This window comes from Sphaerisporangium melleum, from assembly GCF_014646695.1.
In the GTDB taxonomy this organism is placed as follows: Bacteria; Actinomycetota; Actinomycetes; order Streptosporangiales; family Streptosporangiaceae; genus Sphaerisporangium; species Sphaerisporangium melleum.
In genome coordinates this window covers 30422-49278 of the sequence record NZ_BMNT01000002.1, presented here as the reverse complement: position 1 = coordinate 49278, position 18857 = coordinate 30422, and the positions used below count along the sequence as shown (strand labels likewise).

19 protein-coding genes are annotated in these 18857 nt (G+C 70.0%); 10 read left to right on the top strand and 9 right to left on the bottom strand.

All coding sequences use genetic code 11. The features are described from left to right. The 3 genes from IEY93_RS37720 to IEY93_RS02095 form a co-directional block, all read right to left on the bottom strand. On the bottom strand, positions 1-211 hold a 211-nt coding region (locus tag IEY93_RS37720; RefSeq protein ID WP_229690780.1), incomplete at its 3' end, for an acyltransferase family protein. 230 nt (positions 212-441) lie between these two features. Then, a complete protein-coding gene (locus IEY93_RS02100) occupies positions 442-930 on the bottom strand; it encodes a hypothetical protein (RefSeq protein WP_189161217.1) in 489 nt (162 codons plus the stop codon). Positions 931-1049: 119 nt separating this feature from the next. Then, entirely contained in the window at positions 1050-1463 is a 414-nt protein-coding gene (locus IEY93_RS02095; protein WP_189161216.1) for an ATP-binding protein, read from the bottom strand. A gap of 158 nt (positions 1464-1621) precedes the next feature. On the opposite strand from IEY93_RS02095, the gene IEY93_RS02090 reads away from it, so the two are divergent. The 3 genes from IEY93_RS02090 to IEY93_RS02080 all read left to right on the top strand — a co-directional run bounded on the left by IEY93_RS02090 (position 1622) and on the right by IEY93_RS02080 (position 3318). Next, positions 1622-2470 carry a helix-turn-helix domain-containing protein gene (locus IEY93_RS02090; protein ID WP_189161215.1) on the top strand — a complete coding sequence of 283 codons (849 nt, stop codon included), beginning with the start codon at positions 1622-1624 and terminating at the stop codon, positions 2468-2470. Positions 2471-2492: 22 nt separating this feature from the next. Further along, positions 2493-2750 (top strand): DUF397 domain-containing protein, encoded by a 258-nt coding sequence (locus tag IEY93_RS02085; RefSeq protein WP_189161214.1) that lies wholly within the window; start codon positions 2493-2495, stop codon positions 2748-2750. Between the two features lie 139 nt (positions 2751-2889). Continuing rightward, the gene (locus tag IEY93_RS02080) at positions 2890-3318 is read left to right on the top strand and encodes a hypothetical protein (protein ID WP_189161213.1); all 429 of its coding nucleotides are present in this window, start codon (positions 2890-2892) and stop codon (positions 3316-3318) included. Positions 3319-3411: 93 nt separating this feature from the next. Here the strand turns inward: IEY93_RS02080 and IEY93_RS02075 are convergent, their stop codons facing one another. Further along, positions 3412-3843, bottom strand: a complete 432-nt coding sequence (locus IEY93_RS02075; protein ID WP_189161212.1) for a carboxymuconolactone decarboxylase family protein — start codon at positions 3841-3843, stop codon at positions 3412-3414. Next, positions 3840-4304: a MerR family transcriptional regulator gene (locus IEY93_RS02070; protein ID WP_189161211.1), complete on the bottom strand. Its 465-nt coding sequence runs from the start codon at positions 4302-4304 to the stop codon at positions 3840-3842. The genes IEY93_RS02075 and IEY93_RS02070 overlap by 4 nt, the downstream gene beginning before the upstream one ends. Before the next feature lie 212 nt (positions 4305-4516). Here IEY93_RS02070 and IEY93_RS02065 point away from each other — a divergent pair, with 212 nt between their 5' ends. Beyond that, positions 4517-5005 carry a SigE family RNA polymerase sigma factor gene (locus IEY93_RS02065; RefSeq protein WP_229690779.1) on the top strand — a complete coding sequence of 163 codons (489 nt, stop codon included), beginning with the start codon at positions 4517-4519 and terminating at the stop codon, positions 5003-5005. Continuing rightward, a complete protein-coding gene (locus IEY93_RS02060) occupies positions 5002-6045 on the top strand; it encodes a hypothetical protein (protein WP_189161209.1) in 1044 nt (347 codons plus the stop codon). The genes IEY93_RS02065 and IEY93_RS02060 overlap by 4 nt, the downstream gene beginning before the upstream one ends. 22 nt (positions 6046-6067) lie before the next feature. On the opposite strand, the gene IEY93_RS02055 is transcribed toward IEY93_RS02060, so the two are convergent. The 3 genes from IEY93_RS02055 to IEY93_RS02045 form a co-directional block, all read right to left on the bottom strand. After that, positions 6068-6943 carry an aminoglycoside phosphotransferase family protein gene (locus IEY93_RS02055; protein WP_189161208.1) on the bottom strand — a complete coding sequence of 292 codons (876 nt, stop codon included), beginning with the start codon at positions 6941-6943 and terminating at the stop codon, positions 6068-6070. Positions 6944-7122: 179 nt separating this feature from the next. Next, positions 7123-7941, bottom strand: a complete 819-nt coding sequence (locus IEY93_RS02050; RefSeq protein WP_189161207.1) for an RloB family protein — start codon at positions 7939-7941, stop codon at positions 7123-7125. Then, the gene (locus tag IEY93_RS02045; RefSeq protein WP_189161206.1) at positions 7938-9212 is read right to left on the bottom strand and encodes an AAA family ATPase; all 1275 of its coding nucleotides are present in this window, start codon (positions 9210-9212) and stop codon (positions 7938-7940) included. Before IEY93_RS02045 ends, IEY93_RS02050 begins: the two co-directional genes overlap by 4 nt. 641 nt (positions 9213-9853) lie before the next feature. Here IEY93_RS02045 and IEY93_RS02040 point away from each other — a divergent pair. The 5 genes from IEY93_RS02040 (at position 9854) to IEY93_RS02020 (ending at position 17868) form a co-directional block, all read left to right on the top strand. Next, positions 9854-12481 carry a glycoside hydrolase family 97 catalytic domain-containing protein gene (locus IEY93_RS02040; RefSeq protein WP_189161205.1) on the top strand — a complete coding sequence of 876 codons (2628 nt, stop codon included), beginning with the start codon at positions 9854-9856 and terminating at the stop codon, positions 12479-12481. A 48-nt stretch (positions 12482-12529) separates the two neighbouring features. Further along, positions 12530-13789, top strand: a complete 1260-nt coding sequence (locus IEY93_RS02035; RefSeq protein WP_189161204.1) for an ABC transporter substrate-binding protein — start codon at positions 12530-12532, stop codon at positions 13787-13789. Further along, on the top strand, positions 13786-14715 hold the full coding sequence (locus tag IEY93_RS02030; RefSeq protein ID WP_189161203.1) for a carbohydrate ABC transporter permease: 930 nt from the start codon (positions 13786-13788) through the stop codon (positions 14713-14715). The genes IEY93_RS02035 and IEY93_RS02030 overlap by 4 nt, the downstream gene beginning before the upstream one ends. Next, on the top strand, positions 14708-15568 hold the full coding sequence (locus IEY93_RS02025; protein WP_189161202.1) for a carbohydrate ABC transporter permease: 861 nt from the start codon (positions 14708-14710) through the stop codon (positions 15566-15568). The genes IEY93_RS02030 and IEY93_RS02025 overlap by 8 nt, the downstream gene beginning before the upstream one ends. A 125-nt stretch (positions 15569-15693) precedes the next feature. Beyond that, positions 15694-17868, top strand: a complete 2175-nt coding sequence (locus IEY93_RS02020; RefSeq protein ID WP_189161201.1) for an alpha-galactosidase — start codon at positions 15694-15696, stop codon at positions 17866-17868. Between the two features lie 39 nt (positions 17869-17907). On the opposite strand, the gene IEY93_RS02015 is transcribed toward IEY93_RS02020, so the two are convergent. Next, on the bottom strand, positions 17908-18771 hold the full coding sequence (locus tag IEY93_RS02015) for a helix-turn-helix domain-containing protein (protein WP_189161200.1): 864 nt from the start codon (positions 18769-18771) through the stop codon (positions 17908-17910). Positions 18772-18857 lie beyond the last annotated feature (86 nt).

The window sequence follows — 18857 nt, the reverse complement described above, 5'->3', positions numbered from 1 at the left end:
CCAGGTAGGTTCCGGTGGCCGGCCGAGGAGTGCCCTCCAGCACGGCCCTGGCGTACGGCCGGTACAGCAGCAGGCCGGACAGGGTGAAGAAGACGGGTACGGCGACATCGCCCCGGGCCAGCAGAGCGCCGAGGAAGTCGTCCTGCAGCGCCGTCGCCGACTCGATGGCGACGTGGAAGGTCAGCACCGCGAACGCCGCGACGGCCCGCATCCCGTCCAGCGCGTCCAGATGCCCCGACGCAGACGGCCCGCCGCCGGCAGCGCGCTCACGAACGGAGGTGGCACCCGAGCCGGTCGACGCACGACCGGGCCCGGCCTCTCCTGGTACGCGGGAGCCGGTGGACGCAGGGCCAGGGGGGGTGTCTCCTTGGAGGCGCGAGCCGGAAGACGCACGGCCGGGTGTTGGCTCTTCCGGGACGTGCGAGCCGGAAGCGGCTTCCGTCACTTCTCCGTATCCCCTGATGGCACGGGATCATCGCCCAACCGGCCGGCCAGTCGCTCAAGGCCACCCTTGATGAGCCGCCCGTAGTCGTCGTCGCCGAGCGCGCCGATCCCGGCCCGCGCCTGCCGGAGGTGCTCACGGGCGCGGTCGATCTCGCCCAGCTTGCGATAACACTCGCTCAAGTTCAGGTGCAACGACGGATACAGGCCGGCCACGGACAGCGGCACCCCGGCTTCGGCCACCCGCTCGTCGGTGACCAGATCGGCGGCGGCAAGTGCGCGCAGATCCCACATCAGCTCCTGGCGCACATCGTCCTGCACGTCGGCCATCGAGTGGGCGAGGACGCACACATGCAGCGGATCGCCCTGCTCGCCGCCGATGTCATCCCAGATCTGCGCGAACAGCTCGCGAGCGGCATCACGCTGACCCTGCTGGTGGTGTAACTCCACCCCCTGGCCGATGCGGGTCATCGTTGGATCGGTGGTCATGAGCGACTCCTTCACCGCGCGAACAACCGCAGCCAGCGTACTGGCCTGACATGGCCGAACACGCTTCAGAACGAGCCTCTCCCAAGGATCGTCTTCGTACCGGGAATCTCGCCACAACATCACGGGTCAGAGGCACCGTCACCCGTGGATACCTCACACCAGATGGTCACGCCCGACTTGCGGTGGGTCACCCCCCACTCCTTGGCCAGGGCGCTGATGATGTGCAGCCCTCGCCCTCCCTCGGCCTCGGGCTCGTTCCGCACGTGCGGAACGCTCGTAGCAGACCCCTCATCGCTGACCTCGACGCGGACCGTGCGATCGGTGTTCCTGATGGTCAGGTTCACCGTTCCGCCTCCTTCGCCTGAGCGTGAATGGGTCAATGCGTTGGTCACCAACTCGCTGACCACGAGCACTATGTCATCCAGCGCGGGGTGTCCCTCGCCCAAGAGGTCCTGAGCGAAGTGTCGTGCGCGCCGAACCGAGGTCCTCGTGCCGGTCAGGTTGATCGTTGCCGCGAAACCGTCTGTGGTCATACCGCTCCCATCGCTGTGAGTAATCGAGAGAATACTTACGGCGTTTGGTGCGGCAAGAGAACTGCAAGAATTGCAGCTCCAGCTTTCTGGGGTGATGTCGTCCTCACGATCACCGTCCGTGCGCGACACTGACGCCGTGTCGGAAGAGGTGATGGAGAGTGGCTCAGGGGCCGAGTGTCCGGCGGCGCAGGCTGGCCGGTGAGCTGAGGGCGCTTCGTGAACGCGCTGGCCTGACCGGCGACCAGGTGGCGGAGGCGGTCGGCTGGTCGGCGTCGAAGCTGAGCCGTATGGAGACGGCCCGTGTCGGTGTGCGGGCGAAGGACCTGCGGGCGCTTCTCGATCTGTACAACGTGCCGGAAAGTCGGCGTGAAGCCTTGCTGACGCTGGCGCGCACTGATCATCGGCGGGGCTGGTGGGACATGTACGACTCGATCCCCACTGAGTACACCAACTACATCAGCCTCGAAGCCTCGGTGAGTGCGATCAAGCGTTACGACCTGCTTCTGGTCCACGGCCTATTGCAGACGGAGGCGTACGCTCGTGCGATCATCCGGTCAGGGTTGATGTCCCTCGCCCCGGCGCAGGAGGTCGACCGGCGAGTGGAGATCCGGCTGACCAGGCAGGAAGCGTTGCGGCGGCCCGATCCGCTGAACCTTTGGGTGGTTCTGGACGAAGCCGCTTTGCGACGGGTCACCGGCGGTCCCGATGTCATGCGCGATCAGTGCAAGTACCTTGTGGAACAAGCCGAGCGGCCGAACGTGACGATCCAGGTATTGCCGAACGCGCTTGGAGCGCACCCCGGCGCGGTCGGCGCCTTTTCGATCATGGAGTTCTCCGGCAGGCATGATCCTTCTGTTGTCTACGTCGAGACCATGGCGAGCAGCTTGTACATCGAGGATGATACGGATGTGCACCGATATGGCCTGGTATTCGACCAGCTGCGTGCCATGGCGCTCGGCCCGGACGAATCACTCGCAATGATCGGTCGCATCGCTGGGGAGCTCTAGGTGCCAGGTAAGGAGACATCGCATGTCGCGGACAGTGGAACCGGTCATCATCCGAAGCTGGCGAAAGAGTAGCTTCAGCGAGGGTGCGAATGGCTGCGTCGAGCTCGCCATCGCCGAGGCGGTGGAGGGTACCCCGTTGTGGCACCGGGAGGAAGACGGAAAACTGTGCTTGGTCCGCGACTCGAAGAATCCGCAGGGGCCGGTGCTCGCCTTCAGGCCTAGCGCATGGGGAGCTTTCATCGGCGGCATCAAGGGCGGCTGGGCGGATCATCTGGGGTAGTTCTCGCTATCCGGTTGACGCTTGACCTCGTCCGTGGGCCCTGACCCCCTACTTCCTATGAAAGGCTCCTATGCCGCACAGCGGGGGTCGAAGGCGCGCGCTGCCGGAGATGGCGGCTCTTGTGTGCTATCTGGCAGCGGTGGGGGTGCTCACCTGGATGACCATGGAAGGTCGATTGGGAGACACCGTCTACGGATGGCTCCTTATGTTGCTGATGGCCTTTCCGCTGTCCATCGTGACCCTGCTCATCGAAATTCCCCTTGGTCCGGTCGTGGAGGCGCAGTCGTACGAGGTCCGGCAGGTCCTCTACTACGTGCAGCTGGCGCTGCCAGGTGTGGTGCTGGCCACTCTTCTCCTGGCCATGGTCGGTAGCGCCAGTTTTCGAGCTCTGGGTCGCGGTTTCGCATGGTTAGCCACGGCGTGCGTCCTGGTGTCCGGGCTGTTGGTCGTGCTCGACAAGTGGGAGCCACGTCGTCCGTACGGTTGGCCGCTGCTGGCCTGCGGTATCGGGATGGCCGCCGGGCTCTTCGCCGGACGAGCTGCGGCTCGCGGTGCCCAGACCAGGTGAGCCTCTCGCGCTCGAATGGGACATACGGGTGGACTCCGGGGAAGGGAGGGTCGGCAGCCGCGTCGGCTACTGGGCCAGGGGAGGGAGCCGGGTTCAGTTGGCGGGCGGGGCGTCGCGTTCGGTGAAGACCTCGCGAGCGGCGAAGGTGGCGTTGACGGCGCGGGGGAAGCCGCAATAGCAGGCGGCGTGCAGGATCGCCTCGGTGATCTCTTCGCGGCTGATGCCGACGTTCAGTGCCGCTCCGATGTGCACCTTGAGTTGGGGCTCGCAGCCACCGAGCGCGATCAAGGCCCCGAGGGTGACAAGTTGGCGGCTGCGGGGGTCAAGTCCTGGCCGGTCGTAGATATCGCCGAAGCCGAATGCGGCGATGTGGTGCCCCAGCGCCGGGTTCATGTCGGCGAGCGAGTCGATGACTGCTTCGCCCTGGTGGCCGTCGATCCGGGACAGCACCGCCTGTCCGTGACGGCGGCGGGCGAGATTGTCAGGGCTGTCGATGTCGTACTGAGGGCCGACGGTGGTCGTCATGGTAGAGGGGCTCCCTGATAGGTGGCGATCTTGTATTCGGTGGCGGCAAGGGCGAGTTGCAGTTGGGCGATCTGAGAGCGCAGGGTGTCGCGGTGCTCCAGCATCATCTCCATGCGCTCGGGGACGGTGTCGTGTCCGGCGTCAACGAGGTCGACATAGTGGCGCAGATCGCTGATCGGCATGCCTGAGGTGCGCATTCGGGTCAAGAACACGAGGCGCCGGATCGCGGCCGCGTCGTAGCGACGATGGCCGGCCTTGTTCCGAGTGACACGGACGAGGCCGATGCGCTCGTAGTAGCGCAGAGTGTGGGGATTCACCGCGAGATGTGCAGCCGTCGTGGCGATGTCCCAATCGGTCGCGTCATCATCGCGGGCAAGCTCGCGCAATGCCTCGATCGAGACCCCGCCTGGCGGGTCGACCGCCAGGCGGAGCGCTTCACGCAGCGCGTCATCTGACTCCATGGCCAAGACGCTAGGCGTGTGAGCGTACTCAAAGGCAAGCGCGCCGAATGTCCCCCGTCAGTACATCTCGATCTCTCCGAGCGGTCGGGTGGCGCCGACGGTCGGGCGGGGTGGGCAACCTGGGGTGCGGGTCGATGCGTCACCAGGGAGGACGGGCCGGATGAAGGGCTCCGGCGACGTGGCCGGGGGTGCCGGCGGACGGGAGGATGCGCGTGGCCGATCGGGCGTCGTATGAGGACTTCGTGCTGGCGAGGTCCGACCGGCTGTTACGCACGGCCTATCTGCTGACCCGCGACTGGGGGCTGGCGGAGGACCTGTTGCAGGAATCCCTGGCCAAGGCATGGTTCGCCTGGCCGGGTGTGCAGGAGCCCGAGGCGTACGTGCGCAGGGTGCTGGTCACCACGTACACCTCGTGGTGGCGCAGGCGGTGGCGGCGGGAGGTGCCCCGCGACGATATCCCCGACACCCCTGCCCCGGAGGGCTCCGGCGGCCTCGCCGAACGCGAGGCGCTCTGGCAGGCCATAGGACGGTTGCCCGCCCGGCAGCGGGCCGTGGTGGTGCTGCGCTTCTACGAGGACCTGCCGGTAGCCGAGGTGGCGCGGCTGATGGACTGCGAGCCCGGCACCGTCAAGAGCCAGACCGCCAAGGCGCTGGCCAAGCTGCGCGTGGACGACTCGATCGTTAAGGAGTTGCATCCGTGACCGTACAAGATCTCCGGGACGTCCTGCGCTCCCATGGCGAAGGCCCCGCCCCCGCCAACCCCGTTCGGCATGAACAGGTCCAGGCGCGCATCCGCGCGATACGACGGCGCAGACGCGCGGCCGCCACGGGCGCGGCGTTGAGCGCGGTCGCGGTCGTGGCACTGGCCTTCCTGCCGGGCCGTGCACAGCCGGGTCCGGACACGGTGGCGGTCGCCCCGTCGCCGGACCGGACGTCCACTCCACGTTCCAGGCCCGCCGAGCGGCAGGAACCGCTGCCGAGGGCCTTCACCGCGGCCGACAGCGCCGAGTACCGGCGCCTGGCCGTGGCCGCCGTCGCGGCCGCCGGCTCCACGAAGGCCACCGTGACGGTGCCGGTCTCGGGCAGGCCGCTGGACGTCGCGGCGGTCTGCTCCGGGGGCGTCCGATCAAGTATGGGGGTGCGGATCCGCATCGGCTCCGCGCCCACAGGGAACCTGCTGCCGTGCGAAAAGGGCAGGCGGTTGGCGCCGCTCGTCGTGCCCGCGGGTGCCGGCGATCGGATCAAGGTCTCCTTCGAGCTGGTCAACCGGCTGAGCGGTTGCATTATGGCGAAGGGCTCCTGTGTGCCGCCGGATAACCGGAAGGTCGCCTTCTCGCTGGCCGTGTACGAGTGGGCGCCGCCCGAGCGTCCGATCGAGCCGCCGGCGCCGCGAGCCCTGCCCGAGATCAGGGGCTATCGGCTGGCCGACACCCGGACCGGCACCTGGCCGCGCGACAGGTCACTGGCGTTCGACGTGCTCGGCGATGGGAGACCGCTCGCCATCGACCAGATCTGCACCGGGGACGTGGCTTCACGGCTGTCATTCACGGTGAAGGTGAACGGCCGCCTCGCCTCGCGAGCCACGTGCGGCGTGTGGACGAGCGGGCCGTTCCCGGGGGCACTGCCCGAATTGAAGGTACCGAAGGGCAGGAAGGCGGTCATCACCGTGAAGCTCGGCATGTCACCCGAGGCGCCGAACCGCCCGGTCCGCTGGTCGGTCGGCCTGTGGCGTCGCCGATAGAAAAGTGATCGTGCGGCGGAGGTCATTCGATGACCGGATCGTCCAGTACGTGGGGGAGGACGCGGGCCTGGAAGGCATCGGGGTCGGGACTGGACAGGGCGGCCATGGTCACCAGCGCCTTCCACAGCGCCCATCCGCGTGCGCGTCTCCAGGCGTCGTCGGGAAGGCCGGCCGCCGCACGGAAGATCTTCCGCTCGTCGCTGGTGAAGTGCGTCCACGCCATGACGAGGTCACACGCCGGGTCGCCGACCCCGCAGGTGCCGAAGTCGATGACCGCTGACAGCCTCCCGCCGGTGGTGAGCAGGTTGCCGGCGGCCACGTCGCCGTGGAACCACACCGGCGGGTGCGGCCAGGCCGAGATCAGCGCGCTCGCCCAGACGGACTCGCAGGCGGCCACGTCGACCACTCCCTTGAGCCGGTCGAGGGCGTGCTGGACCTGGTCGCTGTAGGCACTGGGGTGACAGCCACGGAAGAAGGAGTGCCGACCGGCTGCCGGCCCCTGGTCCGCCGGGACGCGCCGCAGCGCGGTCAGGAAGCCGCCGAGGTCCCGTGCCAGCTCGGAGCCGTCGAGGCCGGTGGCCGCCTCGACGGTGTCTCCCGGCAGCCAGCGCCGTACCGACCAGGGAAACGGATATCCGGCCGCAGGTTTTCCCGCCGCGACCGGCGCCGGCACCGGCAGGGGGAGATGCGCGGCCAGGATCGGCAGGCAGCGGTTCTCCTTCTCGACCGCGGCGACGTAGCCTTCGGCGCTGGGCAGGCGCACGGTCAACCGGTCACCGAGCCGGAAGGTCCGATTGTCCCAGCCCTGGCGGGCCACGGGCTCGACCGGCAGGCCGCTCCACTCGTGGAACTGATCAGAGACCAGGGTGCGTACGAGGTCGGCGGTTATGTCGATCACGATCAGACCTGGAGCCGTTTCTTGACGACGGTACGCCCGAGACGGACGAGCGGGGGTCCGCGCCCCGCCGGACAGGAAGCCTACGCCGCCACGTGCCTCTGCCGACTCTGATTTTCCGGCCGGATCCGCTGGAGAAGGACGGCGCCGCAGTCCCTGCCGTCGCCGGCATGAGAATGGCCTCAGCCGCCGTCCGTGCGTATGCCCAGGCTGGTCAGCAGGCGCCACACGTCGGTCGACGGATCACGGCCGAGAACCGGGCAGTCCTCATGATGCCCAGAGCGCGCCGACCACTGCCATGGTGACTGTGCCGGGGAATCGCGGCCGATCGGCTCGGTCATCGCGTTGACAGGAGTGCAGAGCCCGTGAGGGCACGAGGCGACCAATCGGCGGGCGTTGGCCACCGCTTTGGTCTCTCGTCCTTTCAGCGCGTCACGGCGGGCGTGGCGCACGCTCTTGTCGTCTCTCTTGTCGTCTCTCTTGTCGTAATCCTTGAACGCGTCCGTGCCGGCGGCTCGTCGCAGCTTCTCGACCACGAGTTTGCTGCTCCCGCTTTGTGCACCGCCGAATGGCTGAAAGTGCAGGAGGAGCCACAGGTCGAACGACGGGTGTGACATCGCGATCTCGATCCTGGCCTCGGCGGCGACTCTGATGGCGGCGGGAATCTCGTCCCACTGGTCCCGGTCGAAAAGCGCCCATGCCTCGTCTTCGCCCGCGATTTCCCGTACGGCCTCCACGACCCGCAGCGGGCTCATACCGTTCTTGCGGTACACCGGCTGGATCCGGAACGGGGGGCGGTCATGGTCACCACCCTCCCCGAACTGCTCGTTCAGGTACTGCAGATAGTCAGGTTCAGTGGACTCGCCCTCGCACGCGACGTACACAACGCGTACCCCGCGCGAGCGTGCGCTGGTTCTCGGCCTGAGCGGACGGGCGTCGTCCAGGCGTCCGCGCCTGCGTCGTCCGGTCTCTCGCCGTCCATCGCCGGCCTGCTTGCTCACGCCGATGTCTTCGCCTCCTGCCAGGACAGTTCGCGTACGATCTCGCCCGCGGTCACTCCGGGGACGCCGCCATAGCGACCGCGTAGGTAGCCGCGTTCGAGGTTCTCCTCCTTGCGCGGCTTGGCCTCCGTCAGCGGGTACAACTCGGTCTCTCCCGAGCGTCGTTTCACCGTCATCCAGACCTGGTCCCGGCCGAGGGGGCGGTCGAGGACGGCGCTGCCCAGCAGGGTGGCGTCTTGCGTCGTGAAGATCAGCTGCGCACCCCGTGGATTCGCGGCCGGATCCTGGAAGGCCCGCACCACCTCGGCTGCGAGCGCGGGATGCAGGCTTGAGTCCAGTTCGTCCACCAACAGGACCGATCCACGTTCCAGGACGGTGAGCATCGGGCCCAGGAACGCGAACCAGGCGTGCGTCCCCAATGACTCCTCGGCGTGGAAGTCGAGAGGTGCTTCTCCGCCGTCCGCGGTGCGATGCCAAAGCCGGATCTCACCGGTTTCGGGATCGTTGTCCAGGCGGGTGATGCCGAGGTCGGCCGACTGGAGCAGGCGTACGATCCGCCGCCGGTAATGCTCTGCCCGATCAGGCAAGGTCAGCAGGTTTCTGCTCCACTCCACCCTGGCGCCGAGGTCCGCTCCTGGCGTCACCGGCCAGAGATTGTTCACGAACCACTTGTGCACCAGGGACAGCTGTGGGTCGTTGAGGGCCGCGCCGACGGAGAGGAACAGGGCGTTCGGCCGAGTCAGTCTGACCAGGGCGTCTCGTTCGCCCTTCAGCCCTTCCCCTTTGAAGATGAACGTTCCGCCTTCGGAGTTCGGGCGATCCGCTTCTCGGTCGAACCAGATGTTGCGTCGGCCATGGGGGTAGGCGTGCAGCCATTCCGCCTCGACCCGCTCATCGGACAGCTCGAAACCGTAGGTATAGCGGACAGGGTCGCGGCCCAGAGCGAGGTCCACTTCGAAGAGGCTCGTCTCCGCGCGCGATGTCGCGTCGAGCTTGAACGGCTCACGAGGCACGGCGTCCGGCGTCTTGGCCCAGTCGGCGAAGGAGCCGAGGACCGCGTCTCGCATGAACCGGAAAGCGCTCAGCACGTTGGACTTTCCCGACGCGTTGGCACCGAAGAGGCCGATGACGGGCTGCGCGAGGACATCTCGGCCTCGGTGTCTGAGGCCGGTCCGTCGTGCCGTCCCCTCGTCGAACTCCGTGGCGACCAGCGACAACTCGTGATCTGCGCGGACGGAACGATGATTGGCCATCCGGAACCGGATCAGCATCCCGACCTCCTTCGGATACCAGGTCAACTAGGGCCTTATCCGACGTTTCATGCGTGAAATCTGCATGAGACAGCCTATGACGCCATCAGGATGAGCGCCAGCGGTGAGCGAGCGGGCGTTCTGCGGGAGCGTGCGGTCGTGGGCACCCGGGGGACGGTCTCCAGTGCGGTTTGGATGTCGGCTGAAGGGGGCGGACGGGGGCCGGGGTGGTCGGGTCTGTGGGGAGTGTGCTCGTGGGCGGTCGTTCTCCGCTGTGCCTGGCCGGGGGGAGGAATGGGGGAGAGCGTGATAGTCGGATCGTCCAGGTCATTCGCGGGTTCGACCATTCCTGTTGGCTCCGACCTGGGCTCATAGTTACCTCACCCGAGCGGACACGGCTCGGTGAAGTCCAGGAAGTCATGTCGACCGCTCCCTCGGAGGCCCGATGGCGGAACGTACGCGGCCGGTGGTGGCGGCGCCTTCGTGACCGTCGGCCCCCGCTGGGCGCGGAGCCGAACGCCGTCCCGCCGGAGTCGTCGGATCGTCTATCTGGTACGTGTGAAAGCCCGTGTTACGAGCGATGACGTGATCAATAGCGTCGTCGATATGTGGCGGTGAGCCGCCAAGGCAGAGAGTCGGACGGCATCGTGATGGAGAACCTGGTGACCGACGAAGTACGTCCCCGGCCCGTGACGGGTCCGGGTGCGGTGAGCGCCTGGGTCCGTGCCACGGACACGGGTGTGCGGCTGACCGTCACGTGCGACGGCGAGGTCGTCCTTGACGGGGTCCCGCTCGGGTTCTCGCTGGACGGCGTCGAGCTCGGCCCGCACGCCGAACCGGCGGGCGTCGTGGAGCGTACGGTCCGCGACCGGTTCCGCGCCCGCTCGGGCAAGGCCGTGGGCGAGCACCACTACGAGCACCGCGAGACCGTCTGCACCTTCCGCGAGGCCGGCGTCGAGTGGCAGGTCATTCTGCGCACCGGACCCGACGGCGTGGCCGTCCGTTACGCGCTGCCCGCCCTGGACGGCACCGCCCGCCTGACCGGCGACCGCACCGCCGTCACGCTGCCGGCCGGGTCGCGGAGCTGGGTGCTGGACTACCAGACCTGGTACGAGACGCCGCGCTTCGGCGCCGACGCCGCCGACCTGCCGAGTGGCGCCTACGGGTTCCCCTTCCTGACCCGGCTCGACGCCCCCGGGCATCTGCTGGTCACCGAGTCCGGCATCGACGGCCGGTTCTGCGGCGCGCACGCCGAGGTGGGCGAGCCGGGGACGGCCGGCGAGCGGACGCTGCGCTTCGCGCTCGCCGACGAGGCCGTCGAGGTCACCCGGGGTCCGGTGACGCCGTGGCGGGTCTTCCTGGTCGGGACGTTGGACCGGCTGGTGTCCTCGCTGTTCGTGGACGAGCTGGCGCCGGCCGCCGCGCCCGAGCTGGAGGAGGCCACCTGGGTGCGGCCGGGGCGCGCGGCCTGGTCGTGGTGGTCCGGCTTCTACTCCGGTGCGCAGCTGGAGGAGCAGAAGCACTTCGTGGACGTCGCCGCGCGCCTCGGCTGGGAGCACCTGCTGATCGACTGCGGGTGGGAGGAGACCTGGGTTCCCGAGATCGTCGCCTACGCGAGCCGCCGGGGCGTCCAGGTGCACCTGTGGACGATCTGGCGTGATCTCAACAGTCCGGAGGATCTGCGCAGGCTCGCGCTGTGGCGGTCGTGGGGCGTGGCCGGGATCAAGGTCGACTTCATGGAGTCGGAGTCCAAGGACCGCTACCGCTGGTACGACACGATCCTCGCCGAGACCGCGCGGCTCGGGCTCATGGTGAACTTCCACGGCTCGGTGATCCCGCGCGGCTGGGCGCGCACGTTCCCCCAGGTCATTGGGTACGAGGCGATCCGCGGAGCCGAGTACTACGTGTTCTTCGAGAACCAGGCGCTCACCGCCGCGCACAACGTCGTCCAGCCGTTCACCCGCAACGTCGCCGGCGGCATGGACGCGACGCCGGTCGCCTTCGGCGCGGCGAACCGCACGACGAGCGACGGTCACGAACTCGGGCTGTCGGTGGCGTTCGAGTGCGGGATCACCCACTTCGCCGACCACGTCGACGCCTACACGGCCCGGCCGCTCGCGGCCCGGTTCCTGGCGGAGGTCGCGCCGTGGTGGGAGGAGACGGTGCTGCTGACCGGCGACCCCGACAGTCACGCCGTCATCGCCCGCCGCGCCGGGGACCGGTGGTTCCTGGGGGGCATCGCCACCGGCGCGGCCCGGACGGTCCGCGTGCCGCTGGACCGGCTGGGCGTGGCGCCGGACGCCCAGGTGTGGGTCGTCGGCGACGCCGCGCCGGGCACCGCCGGGGTGCCGGCCACCGGGCTCGCCGAGACCATCACGACCGCCGGCGACGCGAGACAGATCGGGGTCGAGGTGGCCCGGGACGGCGGGTTCGTGGCCATCGTCACCCCGGCCGGCGCCGAGCCGTTCCGGGCCGTGCCCCGGCCGGTCCTGCCGGCGCCGCGGGTGTTCCCGGCGGTCGCCGAGGTGGGGCCGGACGGGACCGCGTCCGTCACCGTCGACCCCGGCGCCCGGCTGCGCCTCCCCCCGGGCTGGACGGCCCGCCGCACCGGAGAACCCGCGTCCGGCGACCTCGAAGCCGGCCACGCCGGGTCCGGCGCCGCCGGTTCGGCTGAGACCGTGTCCCCAGAGACCGGGACCGTTGAGAGCGGGGCCGGTGGGGTCCGGTGGGAGATCCGGCCCGTCTCGTCGCTGCCGCCGGGGCGTCTCGGCGTGGTGACCGTGGAGCAGGACGGGGACGGGCCGGTGCCGGTGGTCGCGCACGTCCGTGTCGTCCGCCCGCTGACCCCCGGAACGCACGCGCTGTCCGGGCTGCCGATGATCGCGTTCGTCAACGAGGACGGGCCCGTCGAGCGTGACCAGTCCAACGGCGGGGGCAACCCCGGGGACGGCCGGCCCATGCGCGTCGCGGGCCAGGGGTACGACCGGGGGCTCGGTACGGCCCCCCGCTCCGAGGCGCGCTTCCACCTCGGCGGGCGCGCCGCGACGTTCACCGGCGCCGTCGGCGTCGACGACGAGTCGGCCGGACGGGCGAAGGTCGCCGTCCTGGCCGACGACCGGGAGATCTTCACCGCCGTGGTCGAGGCGGGCAAGCCCGTCACTCCCTTCCACCTGGACGTCCGAGGGGTGCGGAGCCTGTGCCTGCGCGGCGAGGCCGCGTCCCCGGACGACACCGGCGTGCACGTCGACTGGGTCGATCCGGCCCTGCACGTCACGCCCCCCAGCCGGTAAACAGCGCCGGTCACCGCGACCGGCGCGCAGCACGATCGAAGGAACACCATGACACGCAAGTGGACGGCCGCCGTGGCGCTGGCCGCGGCGACGGCGATGCTCACCGCCTGCTCGGGCGGTGGGTCCGGTGCCGCGTCGACGGAGAAGGTCACGCTCACCTACGCCAACTGGAGTGAGGACCAGTCTCCGGCGATGGAGCAGATCGCCGCGGAGTTCGAGAAGGCGAACCCGGACATCGATGTCAGGATCCAGACGCTGCCCTGGACGGAGTACTGGTCGACGCTCCAGGTCGGCGCCGCGGGCGGCACCGCGCCGGACGCGTTCTGGATGCTCGCCGACCACTTCCGCGAGTACGCCAAGGGCGGCCAGCTCGTCGACCTGACCGAGAGCGTGAAGTCCGCCGGGCTCGACCTGGGCGTCTACCCCAAGGCCGTCACCGACTCCTACACCTACGAGGGCAAGGTCTTCGCGCTGCCCAAGGACTTCGACACCAACGGCATCTGGTACAACAAGGCGCTGTTCGACGCGGCCAAGGTCGCCTACCCCGACGACAGCTGGACCTGGCAGGACGTGCAGGACGCGGCCAAGAAGCTCACCGACAAGGCCAAGGGCGTGTGGGGGATCGCCGCGCCGATCGACCCGCAGGGCGGCTACTACAACACGATCCTGCAGGCCGGCGGGCAGATCATCAAGCCGGACGGCACGGCGTCGGACTTCGCGAGCCCGGCGAGCGTCGCCGGGCTGAAGTTCTGGACCGACCTGCAGGCGGCCGGCGTCTCGCCGACGCTGAAGCAGTTGTCGGACACCGAGGCCGTCTCGATGTTCGAGAACCAGAAGGTCGCCATGTACTTCTCCGGCGCGTACTGGGCGTTCCGCTTCCACAACAACGCCGGTCTGAAGGGCAAGGTCGACGTGGCGCCGCTGCCGCAGGGCGTCAAGCGCGCCACGGTCACCAGCGGCATCGGCAACGCCGGCTACGCGGGCAGCAAGCACCCCGAGGAGCTGAAGAAGTTCCTGGCCTTCCTGGGTGGTACCAAGGCCGCAGAGATCCAGGCCGCCACCGGGACCGTGCTGCCCGCCTACCAGGGCACTCAGGAGCCGTGGCTGAAGGCGATGCCCGAGTTCGACCTGAAGGTGTTCATCGACGCCATCGACTACAGCGTGCCGCTGCCGGTCGCCGGCAACGCCGCCGAGTGGCAGGGCCTGGCCGCGCAGTACCTCGCGCCCGCCTGGGACGGCGCCAAGCCGGTGGAGCAGGCGGCGAAGGAGTACCAGGACGCGGTCGACAAGGTGCTCGCGAAGCGATGACGTCCACGACGACCACGCCGGCGCGGCGGCTCGGGCGCCGCCGCGCGGGTGTCAGCGAGCCCGGCGCCGGGTGGGCGCTGGTGTTCATCGCGCCCGCGGTGATCGGCCTGGCCGCCCTGTACCTGTGGCCGTTCCTGTCCACCTTCGTCAAGAGCTTCCAGGACGTGCCCGCGTTCGGACCGGCCACCTTCGTGGGGGCGGGCAACTACACGGCACTGCTGGGCGACGAGGAGTTCTGGAAGGCGTTCGGCAACTCCGCGCTCTACACGGCGATCATCCTGCTCGGGGTCCCGCTCGCCGTCGTGCTGGCCGCGCTGGTGGAGCAGGCCGGCCGCGGGCGGGCGGTGTACCGGGTGCTGTTCTTCCTGCCGGTGGTCACGCTGCCGGTGGCGGTCGGCATGGTGTGGCGGTTCATCTACAACGGCGACTTCGGGCTGCTGAACACCGTGCTGGCGTGGTTCGGCGTGCACGGGCAGTTCTGGGTGGCCGACGCGCGGTTCACGATCTACGCGTTCGGCGTCGTCGGCATCTGGATGAGCCTCGGCATCAACATGATCATCCTGGGTGCCGGGCTGCAGGCCGTGCCGAAGGACCTGTACGAGGCCGCCTCCCTTGACGGCGCCGGGCGCGTCCGGCAGTTCTTCCACATCACCGTGCCGCTGCTCACGCCGAGCATCTTCTTCGTGACGATCCTCAGCGTGATCGGCGCGCTGCAGATGTTCGACCTGATCTTCGTGATGCTGCGCGGGGTGAACAACACCGCCCTCGCCGACTCCAAGACGATCGTCTACCTCTTCTACGAGAAGGCGTTCGTCCAGTTCGACCAGGGATACGGCGCCGCGGTGGCGATCGTGCTGCTCATCGTGATCATGATCGCCACGGCCGTGCAGTTCCGGCTGCAGAGAAGATGGGTGTTCTATGGCTGAGTCCGTCCGTTCCGCGCCTCGCGGGCGGCGGCGCGGGGGAGGGCCGGTCACCTGGCCGGTGCACGCCGTTCTCGTCGTCGCGGCGCTGGTCATGGTCACGCCGTTCGCCTGGCAGATCCTCACCATGTTCAAGACCACTCCCGAGGCGAGCAGGGTCCCGCCGACCGTGCTGCCGGAGGAGTTCAGCGGGCACGCGTTCGCCACGTTCTTCGGCACCGTGCCGTTCTGGTCGATGTTCGCGGTCTCGGCGGGCGCGCTCGTCCTGCGGGTCGCGGGGCAGCTGGCGGTCGCCTCGCTGGCCGGGTACGCCTTCGCGCGCATTCCCTTCCCGGGGCGTGAGGCGGTGTTCGGCCTGTTCATCGCCATGCTGATGGTGCCGAGCCAGCTGTTTTTGATCGGCCAGTACGAGATCGTCCGCGGCCTCGGGATGCTGGACACGCTGCCGGCGCTCGCCATCCCCGGACTGTTCTCCGCGTTCGGCACGTTCCTGATGCGCCAGGCGTTCCGGACGATGCCCAAGGACTACGAGGAGGCCGCGCGGCTGGACGGCGCCGGCACCTTCCAGGTGTTCTGGCACGTCATGCTGCCGATGGCCAGGCCGACGCTCGCCGCGCTCGCGGTGCTGACCGGCCTGTACTCGTGGAACGACCTGCTGTGGCCGCTCATCGTCTCCCCCTCGGGGGAGAACCGGCCGCTGCCGGTCGGGCTCGCGGGCCTGCAGGGCCAGTTCGGTACGGACTACCCGACGCTGATGGCCGGCGCGTTCGTGTGCTCGATCCCCCTGGTGGTGGTCTTCCTGGTGCTGCAGCGGCAGTTCTTCGCGGGCATCGCGAGCAGCGGGCTCAAAGGCTGATGGAACATGACCTTTGCGGACCCGGCGTCCGGTGACGGCGCGGGAACCTCCCGGGCGGAAGCGGCGACCGGGAGAGAAGGGATGAACCGGGAGGAAAGGCCGCCCGGGGAGAAGGGGAAGAACCTGTGACGAACGACGGCCGGCCCGTGCCGGTCCATCTGCGAGCGGGCGGCACCAGCGTGGTCGTCGCCGTCGACGACGGCCGGTTGCCACGCATCCTGCACTGGGGGCCGGACCTCGGGACGCTCACCGGCGACGCCCTCGCCGACCTGCACCGGGCCGCGCTGCCCGCCATCTTCGACAGCACGATCGCCTACCCGCAGCCCGTGCCGGTGCTCCCGCAGCTCGCCGAGGGCTGGCTCGGCCGCCCTGGGCTCACCGGGGACAGCGACGGCCGCCGCTGGGCGCCGAAGTTCCGGCACGCGACCCACGACCTGGACGCCGGGGCGGACGGCGGGCCGGTGCTGCTCAGCACGGCCCGCGACCCCGAGTACGGCCTGTCCGCCGAGATCGAGATCCAGGTGCTCGCCGCGAGCGGCCTGGTCCGCCAGCGAGCGCGGCTGCGCAACGACGGCGCGGCGCCGTACCGCGTGGGCGGCGTCGAGCTGGCCCTGCCCGTCCCGCCGCAGGCCACCGAGGTCCTCGACCTGACCGGCCGCTGGTCGCTCGAACGCGTCCCGCAGCGGCGCCCCTTCCACGTCGGCGAGTGGGTCCGCGCGTCCCGGGGCGGCAAGCCCGGCCTGGAGCACACCCTCCTGCTGGCCGCCGGCGAGGCGGGGTTCGGCTTCCGGCACGGGACGGTGTGGGCCACCCACCTGGCGTGGAGCGGCAACCAGGTGCTCGCCGCCGAGCACACCCCGGCCGGCATCCGCCACCTGGCCGCGGGAGAGACGCTACTCCCCGAGGAGGTCGTGCTCGGTCAGGGCGACACCTACCACAGCCCCTGGCAGTACGGGTCGTGGGGCGACGGGCTGGACGAGCTCGCCGCGCGCTTCCACCGGCACCTGCGGGCGCGGCCCGGCCACCCCGCCACGCCCCGTCCCGTCGTGCTGAACACCTGGGAGGCGGTGTACTTCCAGCACGACCTCGCCACACTGGCCGCCCTCGCCGAGCAGGGAGCGCGGATCGGCGCCGAGCGGTTCGTGCTGGACGACGGCTGGTTCCTCGGCCGCAGAGACGACACCAGCTCGCTCGGCGACTGGACGGTGGACCCGGCGGTCTGGCCGGACGGCCTCGAACCGCTGGTCGCCCGGGTGCGCGAGCTCGGCATGGACTTCGGGCTGTGGTTCGAGCCGGAGATGGTCAACCTCGACTCCGAGCTGGCCCGCGCCCACCCCGAATGGATCTTCGACGCGGGGCACGGCCCCGGCGTGCCCTCCCGCCGGCAGCACGTGCTCGACCTCGGCCACCCCGAGGCGTACGCCTACCTCTTCGAGCGGATCAGCGCCCTGGTCGGCGGGCTCGGCATCGCGTACATCAAGTGGGACCACAACCGGTACCTGCTCGACGCCGGGCACACTCCGGGCGGCGAGCCGGGGGTGCGCCGGCAGGTCGAGCAGGCCTACCGGCTGATGGCCGAGCTCAAGGCCGCCCACCCGGGCCTTGAGATCGAGTCGTGCGCAAGCGGCGGCGGGCGCGTCGACCTCGGTGTCCTTGAGTACACCGACCGGGTCTGGCCGAGCGACTGCAACGACCCGCACGAGCGGCTGGAGATCCAGCGCTGGACCGGGCTGCTGGTGCCGCCCGAGATGCAGGGCACCCACATCGGCGCCGAGGAGTCGCACACCACCCACCGCGTGCACCCGCTGGACTACCGGGCGGAGAAGGCGCTGTGGGGGCACCTGGGCCTGGAGGTGGACCTGCTCAAGGTCGACGACGAGACCCGGGCGGCCCTCGCGCGCTGGGTGGCGTTCCACAAGCAGCACCGGGCGCTGCTGCACACCGGCGACGTCGTGCACGCCGACCTGCCCGGCGACGCGCTGCGCCTGGAAGGCGTCGTGGCGCGGGACCGGGGCGAGGCGCTCTACGCGTTCAGCGTCGTCTCCCGGCCGGCCACCTGGCCGCCGGGCCGGGTGCGGCTGCCCGGCCTGGACGACGACCGTCTCTACACGGTGCGGGTCGTGCACCCCGGCAGGGCGCCCGGGGCCGAGCCCGGCCCGGGGCCGGTGCCGCCGCCGTGGCAGCACGACGGGGTGACCCTGCCCGGGCGGGTGCTGCGGCTCACCGGCATCGAGGCGCACTCCCTGGACCCCGACCGCTCGGCGCTGCTGCACGTCACCACCGCGCCGGCCCCCGCGTGACCCGCGGAGCCCGCCCCTGCCACCGGGCGGGCTCCCGCCTCACCCCTTGGCGCGGTTGCGGTACTCGGTGGGGCTGGCCTCGTGCATGCGCTTGAAGTGCCGGGAGAAGTAGAACGGGTCGTGGTAGCCGACCTCGCGGGCGATGGCGGCGACGGTCGCGTCGGTGGTGTCGAGCAGGTTGCGCGCCTGCGCCATGCGCAGCGCCGTCTGGTGGGCGAGCACCCCGCCGCCGGTCGCGCGGCGGAACAGCGCGCTCAGATGGGACGGTGAGACCCCGACCATCGCCGCCAGGTCGGCGACCCGCACCGTGCTGTCCAGCCGTTCGGCGAGGTAGGCCATCGCGCGCTGCAGCGGGTCGCCCGGCGCGGGCATGGCGCGGTCGACCACGATCTGGGTCAGCAGCTTCCACGCCGCGCCCGCCGCGCCCATCAGCGCGGCGGGGGAGTGGTCGCGCTCCAGGATGGTGACGATCTCGTCGAGCAGCGCGATCGCCCGGTCGATGCGCCGGACCGGCAGCACCGGCCTGGACGCGCTCGCGCCGATCTCCTCCACCAGCTCCGGCAGGTCGCTGCCACGCAGATGGCACCACCAGATCGTCCAGGGTGCCTCGGGTGAGGCGCCGTAGGAGTGCGGCGCGCCGCGCGGGATGACCAGCGCGGCGTTCGGCCCGACGCGGTGCTGCGCGCCGGCCACCCGCGCCCACCCCGCCCCGGCGGCGCACAGGATGAGGATGGTCTCCTCGGTGCCGTTCGGCCTGGTCATCATGTGGTCGGCGGCACTCGGGTAGTAGCCGCAGTCGGTGACGGTCAGCCGCCTGGTCACCGGCCGCGCCTGCGCCTCCGCGACGACGCGGCGCGGGACGACGGTCAGCCGCTGGTCGCGGAACCCCTCCTGGATCGGCACCGGCTCAGTATCGCAACTTGTCAGCGGATCGTCCAGGTGATGGCGCGCATCGGACATTCCCCGCGCCCTGCCGCGCAGGGTTGACT